Annotated in this window: 17 protein-coding genes; 11 read left to right on the plus strand and 6 right to left on the minus strand. The window is 70.0% G+C overall.

Going from position 1 to position 16,486, the window contains the following annotated elements:
* Positions 1-696 precede the first annotated feature (696 nt).
* Both OG787_RS48735 and OG787_RS48740 read right to left on the minus strand, forming a co-directional pair.
* Complete coding sequence (locus tag OG787_RS48735) at positions 697-1,578, minus strand: GNAT family N-acetyltransferase (RefSeq protein ID WP_405539907.1); 882 nt, start codon at positions 1,576-1,578, stop codon at positions 697-699.
* Positions 1,579-1,735: 157 nt separating this feature from the next.
* Positions 1,736-2,023 (minus strand): GlsB/YeaQ/YmgE family stress response membrane protein, encoded by a 288-nt coding sequence (locus tag OG787_RS48740; protein ID WP_405539908.1) that lies wholly within the window; start codon positions 2,021-2,023, stop codon positions 1,736-1,738.
* A 190-nt stretch (positions 2,024-2,213) separates the two neighbouring features.
* On the opposite strand from OG787_RS48740, the gene OG787_RS48745 reads away from it, so the two are divergent.
* On the plus strand, positions 2,214-3,680 hold the full coding sequence (locus OG787_RS48745; protein WP_369031713.1) for a hydrolase: 1,467 nt from the start codon (positions 2,214-2,216) through the stop codon (positions 3,678-3,680).
* Positions 3,681-3,737: 57 nt separating this feature from the next.
* Here the strand turns inward: OG787_RS48745 and OG787_RS48750 are convergent, their stop codons facing one another.
* A complete protein-coding gene (locus OG787_RS48750; protein WP_405539910.1) occupies positions 3,738-4,178 on the minus strand; it encodes an SPW repeat protein in 441 nt (146 codons plus the stop codon).
* A gap of 79 nt (positions 4,179-4,257) precedes the next feature.
* The gene (locus OG787_RS48755; RefSeq protein WP_405539912.1) at positions 4,258-5,220 is read right to left on the minus strand and encodes a LysR family transcriptional regulator; all 963 of its coding nucleotides are present in this window, start codon (positions 5,218-5,220) and stop codon (positions 4,258-4,260) included.
* Positions 5,221-5,363: 143 nt separating this feature from the next.
* Here OG787_RS48755 and OG787_RS48760 point away from each other — a divergent pair, with 143 nt between their 5' ends.
* The 6 genes from OG787_RS48760 (at position 5,364) to OG787_RS48785 (ending at position 10,967) form a co-directional block, all read left to right on the plus strand.
* Complete coding sequence (locus OG787_RS48760) at positions 5,364-5,441, plus strand: putative leader peptide (RefSeq protein WP_353962189.1); 78 nt, start codon at positions 5,364-5,366, stop codon at positions 5,439-5,441.
* Positions 5,442-5,581: 140 nt separating this feature from the next.
* The gene (gene sfnG, locus OG787_RS48765) at positions 5,582-6,718 is read left to right on the plus strand and encodes a dimethylsulfone monooxygenase SfnG (protein WP_405540798.1); all 1,137 of its coding nucleotides are present in this window, start codon (positions 5,582-5,584) and stop codon (positions 6,716-6,718) included.
* A 13-nt stretch (positions 6,719-6,731) separates the two neighbouring features.
* Positions 6,732-7,949, plus strand: a complete 1,218-nt coding sequence (locus OG787_RS48770) for an acyl-CoA dehydrogenase family protein (protein WP_369031709.1) — start codon at positions 6,732-6,734, stop codon at positions 7,947-7,949.
* Between the two features lie 83 nt (positions 7,950-8,032).
* Entirely contained in the window at positions 8,033-8,587 is a 555-nt protein-coding gene (ssuE, locus tag OG787_RS48775; protein ID WP_405539914.1) for an NADPH-dependent FMN reductase, read from the plus strand.
* A gap of 4 nt (positions 8,588-8,591) precedes the next feature.
* The gene (locus OG787_RS48780) at positions 8,592-9,776 is read left to right on the plus strand and encodes an SfnB family sulfur acquisition oxidoreductase (RefSeq protein ID WP_405539915.1); all 1,185 of its coding nucleotides are present in this window, start codon (positions 8,592-8,594) and stop codon (positions 9,774-9,776) included.
* A 42-nt stretch (positions 9,777-9,818) separates the two neighbouring features.
* Positions 9,819-10,967: an LLM class flavin-dependent oxidoreductase gene (locus tag OG787_RS48785; protein WP_405539917.1), complete on the plus strand. Its 1,149-nt coding sequence runs from the start codon at positions 9,819-9,821 to the stop codon at positions 10,965-10,967.
* A 104-nt stretch (positions 10,968-11,071) separates the two neighbouring features.
* On the opposite strand, the gene OG787_RS48790 is transcribed toward OG787_RS48785, so the two are convergent.
* Positions 11,072-12,118: an acyl-CoA dehydrogenase family protein gene (locus OG787_RS48790; RefSeq protein ID WP_369031705.1), complete on the minus strand. Its 1,047-nt coding sequence runs from the start codon at positions 12,116-12,118 to the stop codon at positions 11,072-11,074.
* 97 nt (positions 12,119-12,215) lie between these two features.
* Between OG787_RS48790 and OG787_RS48795 the strand changes: the two genes are divergently transcribed.
* The 4 genes from OG787_RS48795 to OG787_RS48810 all read left to right on the plus strand — a co-directional run bounded on the left by OG787_RS48795 (position 12,216) and on the right by OG787_RS48810 (position 15,692).
* Positions 12,216-12,569 carry a YciI family protein gene (locus tag OG787_RS48795; protein WP_369031704.1) on the plus strand — a complete coding sequence of 118 codons (354 nt, stop codon included), beginning with the start codon at positions 12,216-12,218 and terminating at the stop codon, positions 12,567-12,569.
* Positions 12,570-12,669: 100 nt separating this feature from the next.
* Positions 12,670-13,110, plus strand: coding sequence for a MarR family winged helix-turn-helix transcriptional regulator (locus tag OG787_RS48800; protein WP_369031703.1), 441 nt, complete (start codon positions 12,670-12,672; stop codon positions 13,108-13,110).
* A gap of 155 nt (positions 13,111-13,265) precedes the next feature.
* Positions 13,266-14,591 (plus strand): aldehyde dehydrogenase family protein, encoded by a 1,326-nt coding sequence (locus OG787_RS48805; RefSeq protein WP_405539919.1) that lies wholly within the window; start codon positions 13,266-13,268, stop codon positions 14,589-14,591.
* 216 nt (positions 14,592-14,807) lie between these two features.
* On the plus strand, positions 14,808-15,692 hold the full coding sequence (locus tag OG787_RS48810; RefSeq protein ID WP_369031700.1) for a glycoside hydrolase family 19 protein: 885 nt from the start codon (positions 14,808-14,810) through the stop codon (positions 15,690-15,692).
* A 73-nt stretch (positions 15,693-15,765) separates the two neighbouring features.
* On the opposite strand, the gene OG787_RS48815 is transcribed toward OG787_RS48810, so the two are convergent.
* Entirely contained in the window at positions 15,766-16,416 is a 651-nt protein-coding gene (locus tag OG787_RS48815; RefSeq protein ID WP_369031699.1) for a TetR/AcrR family transcriptional regulator, read from the minus strand.
* Between the last annotated feature and the right edge of the window lie 70 nt (positions 16,417-16,486).

The following is a 16,486-nucleotide window of genomic DNA, read 5'->3' on the forward strand; positions in this document are numbered from 1 at the left end:
AGCACGAGCCCTGCCCTGTGGCGGGGGCGGACCCCCCAGATGTGGCTGGCCGACGCGTGGGTCGGGCCGGCGACCGATCCTGGGCGAGCACCGGTCGCGGTTTGGCGGGCCGAGTCGGGACTCCATGGTCCCGGTGAGCCGAGCACGAGCCCTGCCCTGTGGCGGGGGCGGACCCCCAGATGTGGCTGGCCGACGCGTGGGTCGGGCCGGCGACCGATCCTGGGCGAGCACCGGTCGCGGTTTGGCGGGCCGAGTCGGGACTCCATGGTCCCGGTGAGCCGAGCACGAGCCCTGCCCTGTGGCGGGGGCGGACCCCCACATGTGGCTGGCCGACGCGTGGGGCGGGCCGCCGACCGACCCCGGGCGAGCACCGGTCGCGGCTTGGCGGGCCGAGGTGGGACTCTACGGGCCGGTGCGTGGCCGGGTCCGAGCCCTGGCCCGTGCCGGGGGTCGGACACCGGGCGGGCCCCGCGCCGGGCCGGGGGCTGACGCCGGGCGGGCCGCTGGCTGAGACAGGGCGGGGCGGGTTGCTGGCCAACACGGGCAAGCCGCGTGCTGCCACCGGGGCGGGCAGCCGACCGGCACCGGGGCCACCGGCCGACACCGGGGCAGGCCCCTGACCGAGAACAGCGCCGGGGGCCGGCCCCGAACGGGGCGAGCCGCTGACCGGCATCGGGCGGCCCGTCGGCCCTGGCTTCATAGGCCGAGTTGGAACTCCACCGCCCTGTGCGTGGGTACGTACCCCAGTTCGTCGTTGATGGCGAGCATCGGTGCGTTGCTGTTCGCGGTGTCGGTGAGTAGGCCGGTCAGGTTGGGGTGGTGGGCTCTGGCCCGGCGGATCGACTCGGCCTTCATCCAGCGGCCGAGGCTGTGGCCTCGGTGCTCGGGGAGGACGGCCGTGCCGTAGTGCTGGCCGTCGCCCCGGCCGTTGCCCGGGACCACCAGTTCGGAGAAGCCTGCGACGGAACCGTCCGTCGCGTCGAGCGCGGCCACGGTGTGCAGCAGGTCGCCGCGCTTCGCGATCGCCTCGGCCGCCGCCAGGACGCGGTCGACGTCCCACACGACCGTGCCGTAGTCGGTGTCCTCCATCGGCATGTCGTCCATGGCGCGGCGCGAGTCGGCGTAGCTCTGGGCCAGTTCGGGCGGAACGGCGCCCTCCCAGGACGTCAACCGGTAGCCGGGGTGCGGGAGTTCGGCGAGCCGGGTGATCTCCGCGAGGTCGGCGTCGGCCAGGACCAGCCGGGCGTACGTCAGAGTCAGCACTCGGCGGAAACCCCGGTCCGCCAGGAAGTGGTCGCCGGGGGAGTCCTCCTCGGCCTGCGCGACGAGTGACCGTCGGCTGTCGCTCCGGGCCGCTGTGACGGCGGCCTCCAGGAGCGCGGTGCCGATCCCCTGCCGGCGCTCGGCAGGGTGGACGGTTGTCTCCAGCTCGGCGAGATGTTCCTGGCCCTCCTTGGTGAACAGGCGGAGGAAGGCGGAGCCGAGTGGTGTGCCGTCCGGGGCGGAGGCCAGCCATGCGAGCCTTCGGCTCGACGCGCTGACGTCGGGGTCGGTGAGTGCGGTGATGCGTGGGGGCAAGTCGTCTCCGTGGCGGTGAGTGGCGGCGGTCCTCAGGCTGCGGGTCCGTTGTGGCTGGTCGTGCGGTTTCCCGCGCCCCTTGGGGGCGCGGGAAACCGCCAACAGGACTCCGCCCGGCCTGTCTAGTCCCCGCCGCTCAGTGCCTGCAAGGGAATTCTCAGCGCCGCCTGCTGCCATGGCTGCGCCCCGGTGCCTTCGCCCGGTCCAGTGCGGCCACGCCGAACGCCGCGAGGCCGATCTGGATGAGCCACTCGACCCAGTCGACGCCGTCCGTGTCGGACACGTCGAAGCCGGCGGCTATCGCCGAGCCGATGAGCGCGGCCACGATGCCGACCGCGATCGTCCAAAGGATGCCGATGCGCTGGCGCCCCGGGACGACGAGCCGGCCCAGTACACCGATGACGGTGCCGATGATGATGGCGCCGATGATGCTGGAGATCGTCATTTCCGCCCCTCTATGCCGATATTGCCGATGCATGGCTAGTGCCCGCTGTGGACCGGGACAGTCTGTTCAGGCCCCGAACCGTCATGTACATTTCAAAGCTGCGTTGCGTAGGTGACGGCCGGTGGCCGTTCTACGCGCGAAGACTCCCTCCTCGCACAGCCTCTTCCCACCCCAGACGGAGGTTCGCCGGATGCCCTCGTTCAGAAGCTCCCCGCATCGAAGACTCGGTTCCGGAGTCACCACGGCGGTTGCCGTGTTCGGTCTGCTCGCCGCCAGTGCCGCCGTCCAGATGTCCACGGCCGCCCCGGCCGAGGCGGCCACCCCGCACCGCATCCTGTTCGACAACTCCAAGGCCGAGACGGCAGGCAACGCCGACTGGATCATCAGCACCAGCCAGCCGGACCCGCTGAGCCAGGACTCCAGCCCGTCCTCCGAGACCGACTGGACCGGAGCGATCTCCGCCTGGGGCGTCGCCCTGCAACAGACCGGCGACTACTCGCTGAAGACGCTCGCCTCGGGCGGCACCATCACCTACGGCACCTCGGCCGCCACCGACCTCCAGAACTTCGACACCTTCGTGCTGCCCGAGCCGAACGTCCTGCTCTCCACGGCCGAGAAGACCGCCGTGATGACGTTCGTGCAGAACGGCGGCGGGCTCTTCCTCGTCTCCGACCACACCGGCGCCGACCGCAACAACGACGGCGAGGACGCCGTCGAGATCATCAACGACCTGATGAGCAACAACAGTGTCGACAGCACGAATCCGTTCGGTTTCACCGTCGACACCCTCAATGTGAGCACGGACGACCCGAGCGCCATCTCCAGCAGCACGGACCCGGTCCTCAACGGCGCCTTCGGCACGGTCACCGGCAGCATCATCCGCAGCGGTACGACGGCCACGCTCAGCCCCTCCGCCAACTCCTCCGTCAAGGGCCTCGTCTACCGCACCGGCTACTCCGGCAACACCGGCGCCTTCTTCGCCACCAGCACCTTCGGCAGCGGCCGGGTCGCGTTCTGGGGCGACAGTTCCCCGATCGACGACGGCACCGGCCAGTCCGGCAACACGCTGTACGACGGCTGGAACGACACCGCCGGCACCAACGCGGAACTCGCCCTCAACGCCACGGCCTGGCTCGCCGGTGCCACCGACGACGACGGCGGTGACGACGGAGGCGGCGACGGCACCTGCACCGCCGCCCAGCTGCTCGCCAACCCCGGCTTCGAGTCCGGCAGTTCGTCCTGGACCGCGACCAGCGGTGTCATCACCAGCTCCAGCAGCCAGGCCGCCCGTACCGGCTCCTACAAGGCCTGGCTGGACGGCTACGGCTCCGCCCACACCGACACGCTCGCCCAGTCGGTGACGATCCCGTCCGGCTGCTCGGCCACCCTCAGCTTCTATCTGCACATCGACACGGCCGAGACGACCACCTCGACGGCGTACGACACTCTGAAGCCGCAGATCCTCAACAGCAGCGGCACGGTCCTGTCGACCCTGGCCACCTACTCCAACCTCAACGCGGCCAGCGGCTACACGCTGCGCAGCTTCGACCTCAGCGCCTACGCGGGCCAGACGGTCACCGTCAAGTTCACCGGCGTGGAGGGCTCCACCCTCCAGACGTCCTTCGTCATCGACGACACGGCACTCAACGTGAGCTGAACCGTCAGTCGAACGGCGAGCGGCCCGGTCCCCTCCGAGGACCGGGCCCGCTTCCGGTCATGTCCTGCCGGAGCTCTTCGCTGTCGCGCCCGCACTCAACAGCCCCAGGAACAGGGCCAGGGCACCGACGATGATGTTGTTCAGTACGACACCCGCGTCAGGGCTGTCGCCGACGATCCATGGCGAGATGATCATCCAGATGCCCATCGCGCACAGGGCCCCACTAAGGCCGTACATGCGTTCGGGGGTGTTGGTGAACCCGAGGGCCAGCAGGCCGATCGCGATGCCCATGATCAGGTTGTGGGTCACGAGCGGGGGCTGGCTCGTCGTGTAGTGGAGTATCCAGGGGGATGCCGCGCAGTACAGACCGACGAGGAACACCGGTCCGTCCACGAGCGCCACATCGCGACCGCCGAGCATACGGGCGTACCGCGCCCGCATTTCGTGTACATCAGGGTGGCTGGAGATGTCACCTCTGGTGGGCGAGACGTTGGCCATGACTCGTCTCCTTCGACTGTGCAGGCCTGACCGCGTCTGATGCGGTGTGCGGTAAATGCCGCCTACTTGCATTCTGCTCTTATTTTTCCTTTATGCGTAGTGTGGCGACGTTGGGTGCCCCGTCCGGCACGGTGAGTGTCCCGCCCAGCTCACGGGCCCGGCGCACGAACACCTCGTACAGGTCCCGCGCGGCCAGCGGCACGGACTCGGCCCGGCGCCGCTGGAGCGTCAGCAGCACCTGGGTGGTGTCGTCCTCCGTGATCGGCCGGTAGGTGAGGATCCCGGACCGCTCCAGCGGGTCCCCGATCACGCTGAAGTCGGGCAGCACCGTCGCCCCGAGCCCCTCCGCGACCATCAGCTTGCCCATCTCGGCGCCGTCCGTGGAGTACGCGAACGCCGCTCCGTCGCCGCCCAGCAGCCGGTGCAGATAGCGGTGCATGACATACCCGGCGCGCATCGCGATCAGCGGCCCGGCGAGCAGGTCCGCCACCGACACTGCGGGCAGGGCCGCGAGGGGACTGTCCGGGCGTACGCACACCACGGGCCGTCCGCGCAGCAGCTCGGTACTCTCGAAGCCGGCAGGCACGTCGTCGCCCTCCAGCTGGTTCACCAGGCCGAGATCGAAACCGCCCTCCGTGAGCCCCCGGTGGATCTCCGCCTGCTGTACGTCCACCACCTCCACCTGCGTCAGCACGTGCGCCGCGCGGAACTCCCGGACGGCGGGGATGAGCAGCGGCACGGTCGCCGCGTTCACCGTGCCGACGCGCACCATGCGGCTGATGCGGTGCTGCTCGCCCGCCGCCGCTCTGAGCCGGTCCACCGCGTCCAGCACATTGACGATGTGCGGCAGCAGCTCCCGGCCCTCCGTGCTCATCGTCGCGCCCGAGCGTTTGCGTTCCAGGAGATCCACTCCCAGCTCGCGTTCCAGATTCCGCACCGTCTCGCTCAACGCGGGCTGGGAGAGGCGCAGTTCCTCGGCCGCCCGGCGCAGCGAACCGAGCCGGGTGACGGCCGCGATGTATTCCAGCTGTTCAATACGCACCGCAGCAGAATGCGGGCGCCCGAGCGGCCCGTTCAAGGGTTTCCCTGTCACGCCTTCGTGAAATCAGGTGGTCCGCGATACGAGACCGGTCGGGTTTTCCTTGACTGCCCTCTTCGGCGGCTGTCACGATCGATGGCATGAAGATGCGACTGGACCTCACGCGGCGACGCCACGTCGACCTCGCGCGCGTCTCCAGCGCCTCCTGTTGTTCCGCGGCCTGATCCCCGTCCCGATCCGCCGCGCGCTTTCCGTAACCGCCTGACATCTTGCCGGATTTCGCTCCGGCCGGAATTGGCGTGCCCGGAAACGCATTCCGCAACAGGAGTTCCGCATGCCCGCAGAGGCCGTTCCCACAGATCCCATTCCCGCAGAGCCCGTGAAATTCGCCTACTGGGTCCCCAACGTCAGTGGTGGACTCGTCACCAGCAAGATCGAGCAGCGCACCGACTGGGGTTACGACTACAACCGCGAACTCGCCGTCCTCGCCGAGAACAACGGTTTCGAGTACGCGCTCAGCCAGGTCCGCTACATGGCCAGCTACGGCGCCGAGTTCCAGCACGAGTCGACCAGCTTCAGCCTCGCCCTGCTCCTCGCCACCCAGCGACTGAAGGTCATCGCCGCCGTCCACCCCGGGCTCTGGCACCCGGGTGTCCTCGCCAAACTCGGCGCCACCGCCGACCATTTGTCGAACGGCCGCTTCGCCGTGAACGTCGTATCCGGCTGGTTCAAGGGCGAGTTCACCGCCCTCGGCGAGCCCTGGCTGGAGCACGACGAGCGCTACCGCCGCTCCGAGGAGTTCATCCAGGCGCTGCGCCAGATCTGGACCGAGGACCACACCGAACTCGCCGGTGACTTCTACCGGTTGCGCGACTTCTCCCTCAAGCCCAAGCCCCTCAACTCGCCCGAGCGCCCGCACCCCGAGATCTTCCAGGGCGGCAACTCCACCGCCGCCCGCGCCATGGCCGGCCGGGTCTCCGACTGGTACTTCTCCAACGGCAAGGACTTCGACGGGGTCGTCGAGCAGATCGCCGACGTACGGGCATCGGCCGCCCAAGTAGGCCGCCGCGCACCGAAGTTCGGCCTCAACGGCTTCCTCATCGCCCGTGACACCGAGGCCGAGGCCCGCGACACGCTCCGCGAGATCGTCGCGAACGCCGACCGGGAGGCCGTCGAGGGCTTCGGCGCCGCCGTCAAGCAAGCCGGACAGTCCGCCGCCGACGGCAAGGGCATGTGGCAGGACTCCACCTTCGAGGACCTCGTCCAGTACAACGACGGCTTCCGTACGGGGCTCATCGGCACGCCCGAGCAGATCGCGGAGCGGATCGTCGCGTACAAGAGGCTCGGCGTCGATCTGCTCCTCCTCGGCTTCCTGCACTACCACGAGGAGGTCGAGTACTTCGGCAAGCGGGTGCTGCCGCTCGTGCGCGAGCTGGAGGCCCAACTGCCCGGCACCGCAACCGAGTCCGCGCCCGAGTCCGTCGTCCCCGCCCAGGTCTGAGGAGGTCATCGAGATGAGCATCGCCACGCCCGCCGACTGGCGGACCCGCCCCGCCCCGCACACCGCCCAGGACTGGATCGCCCGCGCCACCGAGGTGGCCGCCGTCCTCGCCACCGACGCCGCCGAACGCGACCGCGCCGGCGCGACCCCGTACGCCGAGGTCCGGCTCCTCAAGGACTCCGGGCTCGTCACCCTGCTCGGCCCCACGGAGCACGGCGGCGGGGGCCAGGACTGGACGACGGCCTACCGGGTCGTCCGCGAGGTCGCCAAGGCCGACGGCTCCATCGGGCAGCTCCTCGGCTACCACTACCTGTGGAACTGGGCCGCCCGGTTGGTCGGCACCCGCGAACAGTGGGAGCACGTGGAGGCCGAGGCCGCCCGGGGCCAGTGGTTCTTCGGCGGGGCCGTCAACCCGCGCGACAAGGACGTCGTGGTCACCGAGGACGGCGACGACCTCCTCTTCACCGGCCGTAAGTCCTTCTCCACCGGCAGCAGGGTCTCCGACGTCACTGTCCTCGAAGGCGTCCTGGAAGGCACCGACCAGCATGTCTTCGCGATCGTGCCCTCCGACTCCGAGGGCCTGACCTTCCACGACGACTGGGACAACATCGGCCAGCGCCTCACCGAGAGCGGCGGCGTCACCCTCGACCGGGTCCGTACGCCGTGGTCCTCGGCCGCCGGTTACGTCGACAGGGAGTTCCGGCCGCGGACCTACAACACCCTCAACGTCCCCACCATCCAACTGGTGTTCGCCAACTTCTACCTCGGGATCGCGGGCGGCGCCCTGGAGACGGCCGCCGGCTACACCCGCACCAAGGCCCGGTCCTGGCTGCACGGCGGGCACGAGCGGGCGGTCGACGAGCCGTACGTCATCGACACCTACGGCGATCTGACCGCCAAGCTCTGGGCGGTCGAGGCCCTCGCCGACACCGTCGCCGCCGAGGGGCAGCGGCTGCACGACGACCCCGACGCCGTCACCCCGAAGACGCGTGGCGACTTCGAGGTCAGGGTCGCCGCAGTCAAGGCCCGCGCCACCGATGTCGCCCTGGAGATCGCGGGCCGCATCTTCGAGGTGACCGGCGCCCGCTCCACGGCGAGCACCGAGGGCCTCGACCGGTTCTGGCGCAACGTCCGCACGCACACCCTCCACGACCCCGTCGCCTACAAGCGGCGCGAGGTCGGCCGCTGGGTCCTCGAAGGCGAACTGCCCGAACCCACCTGGTACTCCTGACCACTTCCCCCGGGGTGCCCGCGCCGGCGCGCGGGCACCCCGACCTCCGGATCGCCTCCGGAAAGCCTCCAGAAAGAGGACCCATGGCCACCGTCCTGTCCGTCTCCGGCAGCCCCTCCGTCTCCTCCCGCACCGGCAAGCTCCTGCGCCACCTGGACTCCCGGCTGGCCGTCCAGGGCCACGAGGTGATCCCGCTCGACGTCCGCACCATCCCGGCCGAAGCCCTGCTCGGCGCCGACTTCCGCCATCCGGCGATCGTCGAGGCCACCGAACTGTTCGCGCGCGCCGACGGTGTCGTCGTGGGCACCCCGGTCTACAAGGCGTCCTACTCCGGTGTCCTCAAGGCGCTCCTCGATCTGCTCCCGCAGTACGCGCTCACCGGAAAGACCGTGCTGCCGCTGGCCACCGGCGGCTCCACCGCCCATGTCCTGGCCATCGACTACGCCCTGCGTCCGGTCCTCAACTCGATGGGTGCCGCCCACATCGTCCAGGGCTGGTTCACCCTCGACAAGGACATCACCGCCCACGAGGACGGCTCCATCTCCGTCGCGCCGGCCACCGCCGAGGCCCTCACCCAGGTCCTCGACCAGTTCTCGACCGCGCTCGGCCGCTCCCCGGTCTTCGCCGCGGCGGTCTGATCCCATGACCGCGAAAGTCATCGCCGACGACGTGGAGGCCCTGACCGTGGCGGCGGCCCTGGCGGACGAGTTCCGCACCGGGGCCGCCGCGCGGGACGCCGAACGGCGGCTCCCCCGCGCGGAGTTGGACCGTCTCTCCACCTCGGGACTGCTCGCGGTCACGGTGCCCGCCGAGTACGGGGGAGCGGACGTACGCCAGGAGACCCTGGCCGAGATCTTCCGGCTTCTCGCCTCGGCCGACGCGAGCCTCGCCCAGATCCCGCAGAGCCACTTCGCGTACGTCAATGTGATCCGCCGTCAGGGGGCGCCGGAGCAACGGGAGTTCTTCTTCGGCGAGATCCTCGCGGGGCGGCGCCTCGGCAACGCCCAGTCGGAGGCGGGGACGAAGAACGTCCAGGACATCCGCACCCGGCTGGAGCGAGGGCCCGACGGCTCGTACGTGCTGACCGGCGTCAAGCACTACTCCACGGGCGCCCTGTTCGCCGACTGGATCCCCGTCCTCGCCCGCACCGAGGACGACAACCTCCATGTGGCGTACGTCGAGCGCGACGCGCCCGGGCTCACGGTCGTGGACGACTGGGACGGCATGGGCCAGCGTACGACGGCCAGCGGCACCGTCCGGCTCGACGCGGTCCCCGTCCCGGCCGACCGGGTCCTCCCGCACCACCTCACCTTTCAAGGACCCCAACTCCACGGCGCCGTAGCCCAGTTGCTGCACACGGCCATCGACGTCGGTATCGCCGGGGGAGCGTTCGCCGAGGCCGCCGAGTTCGTGCGGACCAAGAGCCGGCCCTGGTTCGAGAGCGGCGCCGAGACCGCCGCCGAGGACCCGCTGCTGATCCAGCGGTTCGGTGAACTCGCCGTCCAGCTACGGGCGTCCGAGGCGCTGCTGCGTGAGGCGGCCCGTGCGGTGGACGCGGCCCGCGCCGACCTCACCGACGAGTCGGCGGCCGAGGCGTCCATCGCGGTGGCCGTCACGAAGGCGCACGCGGCGACCACCGCCGTGGAGGTCACCGGTGCCCTCTTCGAGGTCGCCGGCACCCGCTCGGCGCTCAACTCCCTTAACCTGCACCGGCATTGGCGCGACGCCCGCACCCACACCCTGCACGACCCGGCCCGCTGGAAGATCCAGCACATCGGCCGCTACGTACTGAACGGCACGAAACCGCCTCGCCACGGCCTGCTGTAACGCGACGACGTTCCCCGCGACGTTCCCGATCGGAGATCTTCGGTGTCCCTCACCTTTCACTGGTTCCTCCCCACCAACGGCGACAGCCGTCATGTCGTCGGCGGCGGTCACGGCACCCCGGCCACCGCCTTCGGACAGAACCGCCCGCCGACGGTCGCCTATCTGAGCCAGATCGCCCGCGCCGCCGAGGACCTGGGCTTCGTCGGCGCGCTCACCCCCACCGGAGCCTGGTGCGAGGACGCCTGGCTGACCACCGCGATGGTCAGCCAGCACACCGAGCGCCTGAAGTTCCTGGTCGCCTTCCGCCCCGGCTTCGTCTCCCCGACCCTCGCCGCGCAGATGGCGTCCACCTTCCAGCGCCAGTCCGGCGGACGGCTCCTCCTCAACGTCGTCACCGGCGGCGAGAGCCACGAGCAGAAGGCCTACGGCGACTTCCTCGACAAGGACGCCCGGTACTGTCGTACCGGCGAATTCCTCGAAGTCGTACGGGAGTTGTGGGAGGGCAAGACGGTCGATCTGGCCGGTGAACACCTCCGGGTCGAGGACGCCAAGCTGGCCCGCGTGCCCGATCCGGTGCCCGAGGTGTACTTCGGGGGCTCCTCGCCGATCGCCGGTGAGGTCGCCGCCCGGCATGTCGACGTGTACCTCACCTGGGGCGAGCCGCCGGCCCAGGTCGCGGAGAAGATCGCCTGGGTCAGGGGGCTGGCCGCCGAGCAGGGGCGCACCCTGCGGTTCGGGATCCGGCTGCATGTCATCACCCGCGACACCGCCGAGGCGGCGTGGGCGGAGGCGGACCGGATCCTCGCCGGGTTCGACCCGGCGACCGTGCGGGACATCCAGGCGGGGCTTGCGCGGAGTGAGTCGGAGGGGCAGCAGCGGATGTTGGCCCTGCACGGGGGTGGAAATCGGGACGGGCTGGAGATTTATCCCAATCTGTGGGCGGGCATCGGGCTGGTGCGGGGTGGCGCGGGAACCGCGCTTGTGGGTAGCCATGACGAGGTTGCCGATCGGATCGCCGAGTACCACGCTCTGGGGATCGACGAGTTCGTGCTGTCCGGGTATCCGCACTTGGAAGAGGCGTACTGGTTCGGGGAAGGGGTTTTGCCTCGGCTGGCCGCGCGTGGGTTGTGGCGGCATCCGGTTGCCGGGGCGGGTGTGGTGCCTGTGGCGCAGGTGCCGTTTGCTGGGTGAGGGGTCTTTGGCCGCGGGGCCGGTGGGGGCCTGTCGCGCAGTTCCCCACGCCCCTGAAAGGCGCGCTTCGCGCTCTTTCAGGGGCGCGGTAGCGCACCTCGCCACTAGTCGGTCAGTGAGCCCAGGTGGGCTGTGCGTACGTCCGTTGTCTGGCCCTGGATCAGGAGGAACATGCCCTCTCGGGCCAGGCGTTGGGCTGGGCTGTTGAGGTCCAGGGAGCGGCCTCCTCCCGCCACGATCGCCGCTGTTGTCGCTGTGCGCATGAGGTCGTAGGCGCTTGTTTTGAGGGCCAGGCGTTGGGCGATGTGTTCCTGGGGGCGGCGGTGGTCCGCGAGGGCGTATGCGTTGCGGCGTACGGCGTCCAGGCGGGTGCGGAGGGAGCGGGCCGTTGCCGTGGCGTCGGGGTGGGCGGCGAGGAGGTCCAGGGCCGCGTATGCCACGCCGAACACGGCCGGGTTGGTGTTGGTCGCGCGGGGGAGGTCGTCGAGGGCGAATTTCTCGCGCGGGGTGCGCAGGACGACCGCCTCGTCCGGGAGCCTGAGGCCCTTCAGTTCCAGGGAGACCGTACGGGCGGCCGTGAGGGCCGCCAGGCGCATGATCGGCGAGGCGCGCAGCCCCGACTGTTCGCGCGCGTCGGCGAATGCGAACACCACCTCGTCCGTGTCCGTGAGTCCCGCGAGCAGCATGACGTCGTTCAGCCCCCAGCCCGTGTACCAGGGGACCGTCCCGTCGAAGCGCCAGCCGCCGCGCTCGTACCCGGCCCGCACCAGGACGTGCGGGAAGGAACGCAGATGCGCGTACGCGATGCCGGAGAGCAGCGCGCCCGTCGAGAGCGGTCCCAACAGGCGCTGTCGTACCGGAAGTTGAGACTCCGTCAGGAGCTTCACGGGGGTGTGGTGCTGGGTCTGGACGAACCAGGTCGAGCAGCATGCCCCGGCCAGGATCTCGGCGACCTCGCGGGCCACCGAGGCGGGCGCCCCCGCACCCCCGTACTCCTTCGGCGCGCTCACTCCGAGCAGCCCCGACCGTTTGATGGCCTTGATGCTGCTCGCGGGCACGCCCTCCTGGTCGACCCGGCCGGCCTGCGGGGCCAGGACCTCGGCGGCGAGTCGGCGGGCTTCGGTGACGAGCGGGTGCGGAGTGACGGTCATGAAGAGATTCTCCCGGTGTCGGGGTGCGTTGTGTCTCTACAGCGGTGCTCCCTTCGTGTAGGAGAGGGGGCAGAGTCGTGATGCACAGGAGGACGCGATGAAGTACTACCTGCTCAGCGCCATGAAGCCGGTCGGCGAAACGTCCGCGCCCGAGACCATGGTGGAGATCAATCGCAGACTGAACGTCTTCCACGAGGAGTTGCGCGAGGCCGGGGCCTGGGTCTTCGCGGGCGGACTCCACCGCCCGGACGCCGCGACCGTGGTGCGGCCCCTGGGCGACGAGGTCGAGGTGGTCGAAGGGCCCTACGCCGAGCACAAGGAGTTCCTCGGCGGGATCTGCCTCGTCATGGCCCCCGACCTCGACGCCGCCCTGGAGTGGGGCCGCAAGGCGGCACTGGCCACCACCCTGCCGGTCGAGGTCCGTCCCTTCCTCGGCGAGGTCGACGACTGATGGACCGGCATCATGGTTCCGGTGCGGTCCGGCGAACTTCCGTCCCGCTCATACGATTCCGTCTCATACGATGTACGCACCCCCGGGACCGAGGAGCAGGATGACCACATCGTCGCAGCGTCGGCCCCAGGACCTTCTGCGGCTCCTGACCCGGGCCGAGCGGCTGGCCGCACGCCGTCTCCAGCCCGTGCTGGACGAGCACGGCTGCTCGCTCGACGCCTGGCGCGTGCTCGCCCTGCTCTCCGACGGCGCCGGTCACCACATGACCGCGATCGCCGAGGCCGCCTTCCTGCCGCCGCCGACCCTGACCCGGCTGGTCGACCACCTCGTCGACCAGAACCTCGTCCACCGCCGGGTCGACCCGCACGACCGCCGCCGCATCCTCGTCCACCTCACCCCGCGCGGCACGGAGTACTGGCGCCGCATCGACCGCGAGGTCCGCGCGGACTGGCCGCAGCTCAGCGACGGCGACGAGGAACTGCTGCGCGCCCTCCTGGACCGGCTGGCCGAGACGCTCGACGAGACGACGGCCCAGGTCTGACGTCGACGTCGACACTCGTGGTAAGTGTCGGTCACCTTCAGCTACTTTCATGTATAGGGAATATATTTTGCCTGGTGCGGGGTTGGCCTGGTGATCGAGAACATCGAGAACGTCGAGTACGCATCGAGCCTGAGCGAGGCACCGTGAACCACCCCATGTCCACCGAGCGGCCAACCGAGCAGCCCACCGACATCGTGGCGCGCCTGCGCACCACCTTCCGTACGGGCCGCACCAAGCCCGTCGAGTGGCGCAAGGGGCAGCTCTACCGCCTGCGTGACCTCCTCACGGAGCACGGCGACGACGTGGCCGCCGCCCTCCATGCGGACCTCGGCAAGAGTTCGGCCGAGGCGTACCGCACGGAGATCGACTTCACGATCCGGGAGATCGACCACACCCTCGACCACCTCGACGGCTGGCTGCGCCCCGAGTCCGCGCCGGTCCCGGAGCGCCTCGGTGCCGACGCCACCGCCTGGACGCAGTACGACCCGCTGGGCGTCGTCCTGGTCATCGCCCCCTGGAACTATCCGGTGCAACTGCTGCTGACCCCCGTCGTCGGTGCGCTCGCCGCCGGGAACGCCGTGGTGGTCAAGCCGAGCGAACTGGCCCCCGCCACCTCCGAGGTCGTCGCCCGGCTGCTGCCGGAGTACCTGGACACGGACGCGGTCGCCGTCGTCGAGGGCGGTGTCCCGGAGACCACGGCCCTGCTCGCCGAGCGCTTCGACCACATCTTCTACACCGGCAACGGCACCGTCGGCCGGATCGTGATGCGCGCCGCCGCCGAGCACCTCACCCCGGTCGCCCTCGAACTCGGCGGCAAGTCCCCGGCGTTCGTCGACACCGGCATCGACGTGGACGTCGTCGCTGTTCGGCTGGTCCGGGGCAAGTTCCTCAACGCCGGCCAGACCTGCGTCGCCCCCGACTACGTCCTGACCGACCCCGGGACCGCCGCCGCGCTGGAGCCCGCGCTCGCCGAGGCCGTCGAGAAGCTCTTCGGCGCCGACCCGGCCACCTCCACCGAGTACGGCCGGATCGTCAACGAACGGCACTTCGACCGGCTCGGGGGCCTGCTCGACTCGGGCCGGGTCGTCGTCGGCGGCGCCAAGGACCGGACGACCAAGTACATCGCGCCGACCGTCCTCGCCGATGTCGACCCCGCCTCGCCCGTGATGAGCGAGGAGATCTTCGGACCGATCCTGCCCATCGTCACCGTGCCCGGACTCGACGAGGCGATCGGCTTCATCAACGACCGCGACAAGCCGCTCGCGCTGTACGTGTTCACCGAGTCCGGCACGACCCGCGAGCGCATCGCCGCCGAGACGTCCTCCGGTGCTGTCGGCTACGGTCTGCCGCTCGCCCATCTCACCGTCTCCGACCTGCCGTTCGGCGGGGTAGGGGAGAGCGGGATGGGCAGCTACCACGGCCGCTACTCGATCGAGACGTTCAGCCACCGCAAGGCGGTGCTGGCGAAGCCGCTGAGCTGACCCGCCCCGCCTTCTTCGCGGAACTCACTCTCTCCTTTGGTGCGTTGGCTGGTCTATACCCTTGACTGGTCCAGACCAAGGGAGTTGAGTGTGCCTCCACACCCCCCACCACGGCCGCCCCACGCCGTGGCCGGCTGAGGCCGGCACGTGCGCCAAGGGCCGGCTCCACGCTCCCCCTGGGCGGGAGCGGCCGTGCTCCGCGAAGGAGTTGACCCTGTGTCGAGGCGCCGTATCTCCGCACTCCTGACCGCACTCGTCCTCGGAACCGCCGCGCCGGTGCTCCTGCCGGCACCGAGCGCGTCCGCCGCCGCGTGTTCCAGCTACCCGGCCTGGGTGGCCGGCAAGGCCTACGTCACCGGCAACATCGTCCGCTACACGGACGGCAAGGCGTACATCGCCGAGCACGACAACCCGGGCTACGACCCGACCATCAGCACCTGGTACTGGGAGCCGTACGCGTGCGACGGCTCGACGGTACCCTCCGGATTCGTGGTCTCCGAGGCGCAGTTCAACCAGATGTTCCCGAGCCGGAACTCCTTCTACACGTACAGCGGGCTGACCGCCGCGCTGAGCGCCTATCCGGCGTTCGCGAAGACCGGCAGCGACACCGTGAAGAAGCAGGAGGCGGCGGCGTTCCTCGCCAACGTCAACCACGAGACCGGCGGGCTGGTCCACATCGTGGAGCAGAACACCGCCAACTACCCGCACTACTGCGACTGGAACCAGCCCTACGGCTGCCCGGCGGGCCAGTCCGCCTACTACGGGCGCGGTCCGATCCAGCTCAGCTGGAACTTCAACTACAAGGCCGCCGGTGACGCACTCGGCCTCAACCTGCTGGGCAACCCCTGGCTGGTGCAGAACGACGCGGCCGTCGCCTGGAAGACCGGCCTGTGGTACTGGAACACCCAGTCGGGGCCCGGCACGATGACCCCGCACAACGCCATGGTCAACCAGGCCGGCTTCGGACAGACCATCCGGTCCATCAACGGTTCGCTGGAGTGCGACGGGAAGAACCCCGCCCAGGTCCAGAGCCGCGTCGACGCCTACCAGCGCTTCGCCTCGATCCTCGGCGTCAGCCCCGGCGGCAACCTCTACTGCTGACGCGTCCAGCTGCTGGCGCATACGCCTCGTCGCCGCGGAGAGTGAGAACGTCGCTCTCCGCGGCGGTGGCGGTTCAGGCGCCGGAGATACCACCGAGGCAGAACTGCCACACCTCGTCCGCGGTCACCGGGTGCGCGTGGCTGTCCGAGGGGACGCCGTTGGCCTGCGCAGAGAACATGACGGTCTGCATGAGGAGCGCCGCCAGCCGGCGGGGCTTGTCCGCGTGGATGCTGCCTGTTTCGGCGGCCTGCTCCAGAAGCTCTGTGAACAGGGTCAACAGGGGCAGATGCGCGGTGGCCACCTGGGCCGGGTGCTTGACCAGCAGTTGCAGGGCGAAGTCGCTGAACAGGGGGCGCTGGACACCGGGGTTGGGCAGCGACTGCTCGAACAGCATCTCCACCGCGATCCGGAGGCGGGGCAGTGGCTCGCCGGTGCCCGCTGTGGCCTCGCGGATCTCGGTCGCCGACGTGGACAGAGCGTCTTCGAACAGGGCCAGCAGCAGCTCGTGCTTGCCGTCGAAGTGCTGGTAGAAGCTGCGCAGCGACTGCTTCGAGCGGTCGACGACCTCCTGGACGGTGAAGTCTGTCGTCCCCTTCTCCGCGATGAGTTCCTGTGCCGCGTCCAGGAAGCGCTGAACGCGCTGCTCAGCACGTTGTTTGGCGGCACGGGTGGATCGCTCGACGGCGCGTTGGCGCCACGCTGGCTCTTCGGGGATGGCGGTCACCTGTAGAACGATACTGCACTTCAGCGGTAATCAGGCGAAGCTCCCTACCGAATCACGCACCGCAGCTTTC

Source organism: Streptomyces sp. NBC_00075 (assembly GCF_045041225.1).
GTDB lineage: Bacteria > Actinomycetota > Actinomycetes > Streptomycetales > Streptomycetaceae > Streptomyces > Streptomyces adonidis.

Bases quoted from the DNA above. Each gene is read 5' to 3' on its own strand.
- OG787_RS48740 (WP_405539908.1), bottom strand. From the start codon at position 2,023: ATGACGATCTCCAGCATCATCGGCGCCATCATCATCGGCACCGTCATC.
- OG787_RS48745 (WP_369031713.1), top strand. From the start codon at position 2,214: ATGCCCTCGTTCAGAAGCTCCCCGCATCGAAGACTCGGTTCCGGAGTC.
- OG787_RS48750 (WP_405539910.1), bottom strand. From the start codon at position 4,178: ATGGCCAACGTCTCGCCCACCAGAGGTGACATCTCCAGCCACCCTGAT.
- OG787_RS48760 (WP_353962189.1), top strand. From the start codon at position 5,364: ATGCGACTGGACCTCACGCGGCGACGCCACGTCGACCTCGCGCGCGTC.
- OG787_RS48770 (WP_369031709.1), top strand. From the start codon at position 6,732: ATGAGCATCGCCACGCCCGCCGACTGGCGGACCCGCCCCGCCCCGCAC.
- ssuE (WP_405539914.1), top strand. From the start codon at position 8,033: ATGGCCACCGTCCTGTCCGTCTCCGGCAGCCCCTCCGTCTCCTCCCGC.
- OG787_RS48780 (WP_405539915.1), top strand. From the start codon at position 8,592: ATGACCGCGAAAGTCATCGCCGACGACGTGGAGGCCCTGACCGTGGCG.
- OG787_RS48790 (WP_369031705.1), bottom strand. From the start codon at position 12,118: ATGACCGTCACTCCGCACCCGCTCGTCACCGAAGCCCGCCGACTCGCC.
- OG787_RS48795 (WP_369031704.1), top strand. From the start codon at position 12,216: ATGAAGTACTACCTGCTCAGCGCCATGAAGCCGGTCGGCGAAACGTCC.
- OG787_RS48800 (WP_369031703.1), top strand. From the start codon at position 12,670: ATGACCACATCGTCGCAGCGTCGGCCCCAGGACCTTCTGCGGCTCCTG.
- OG787_RS48805 (WP_405539919.1), top strand. From the start codon at position 13,266: ATGTCCACCGAGCGGCCAACCGAGCAGCCCACCGACATCGTGGCGCGC.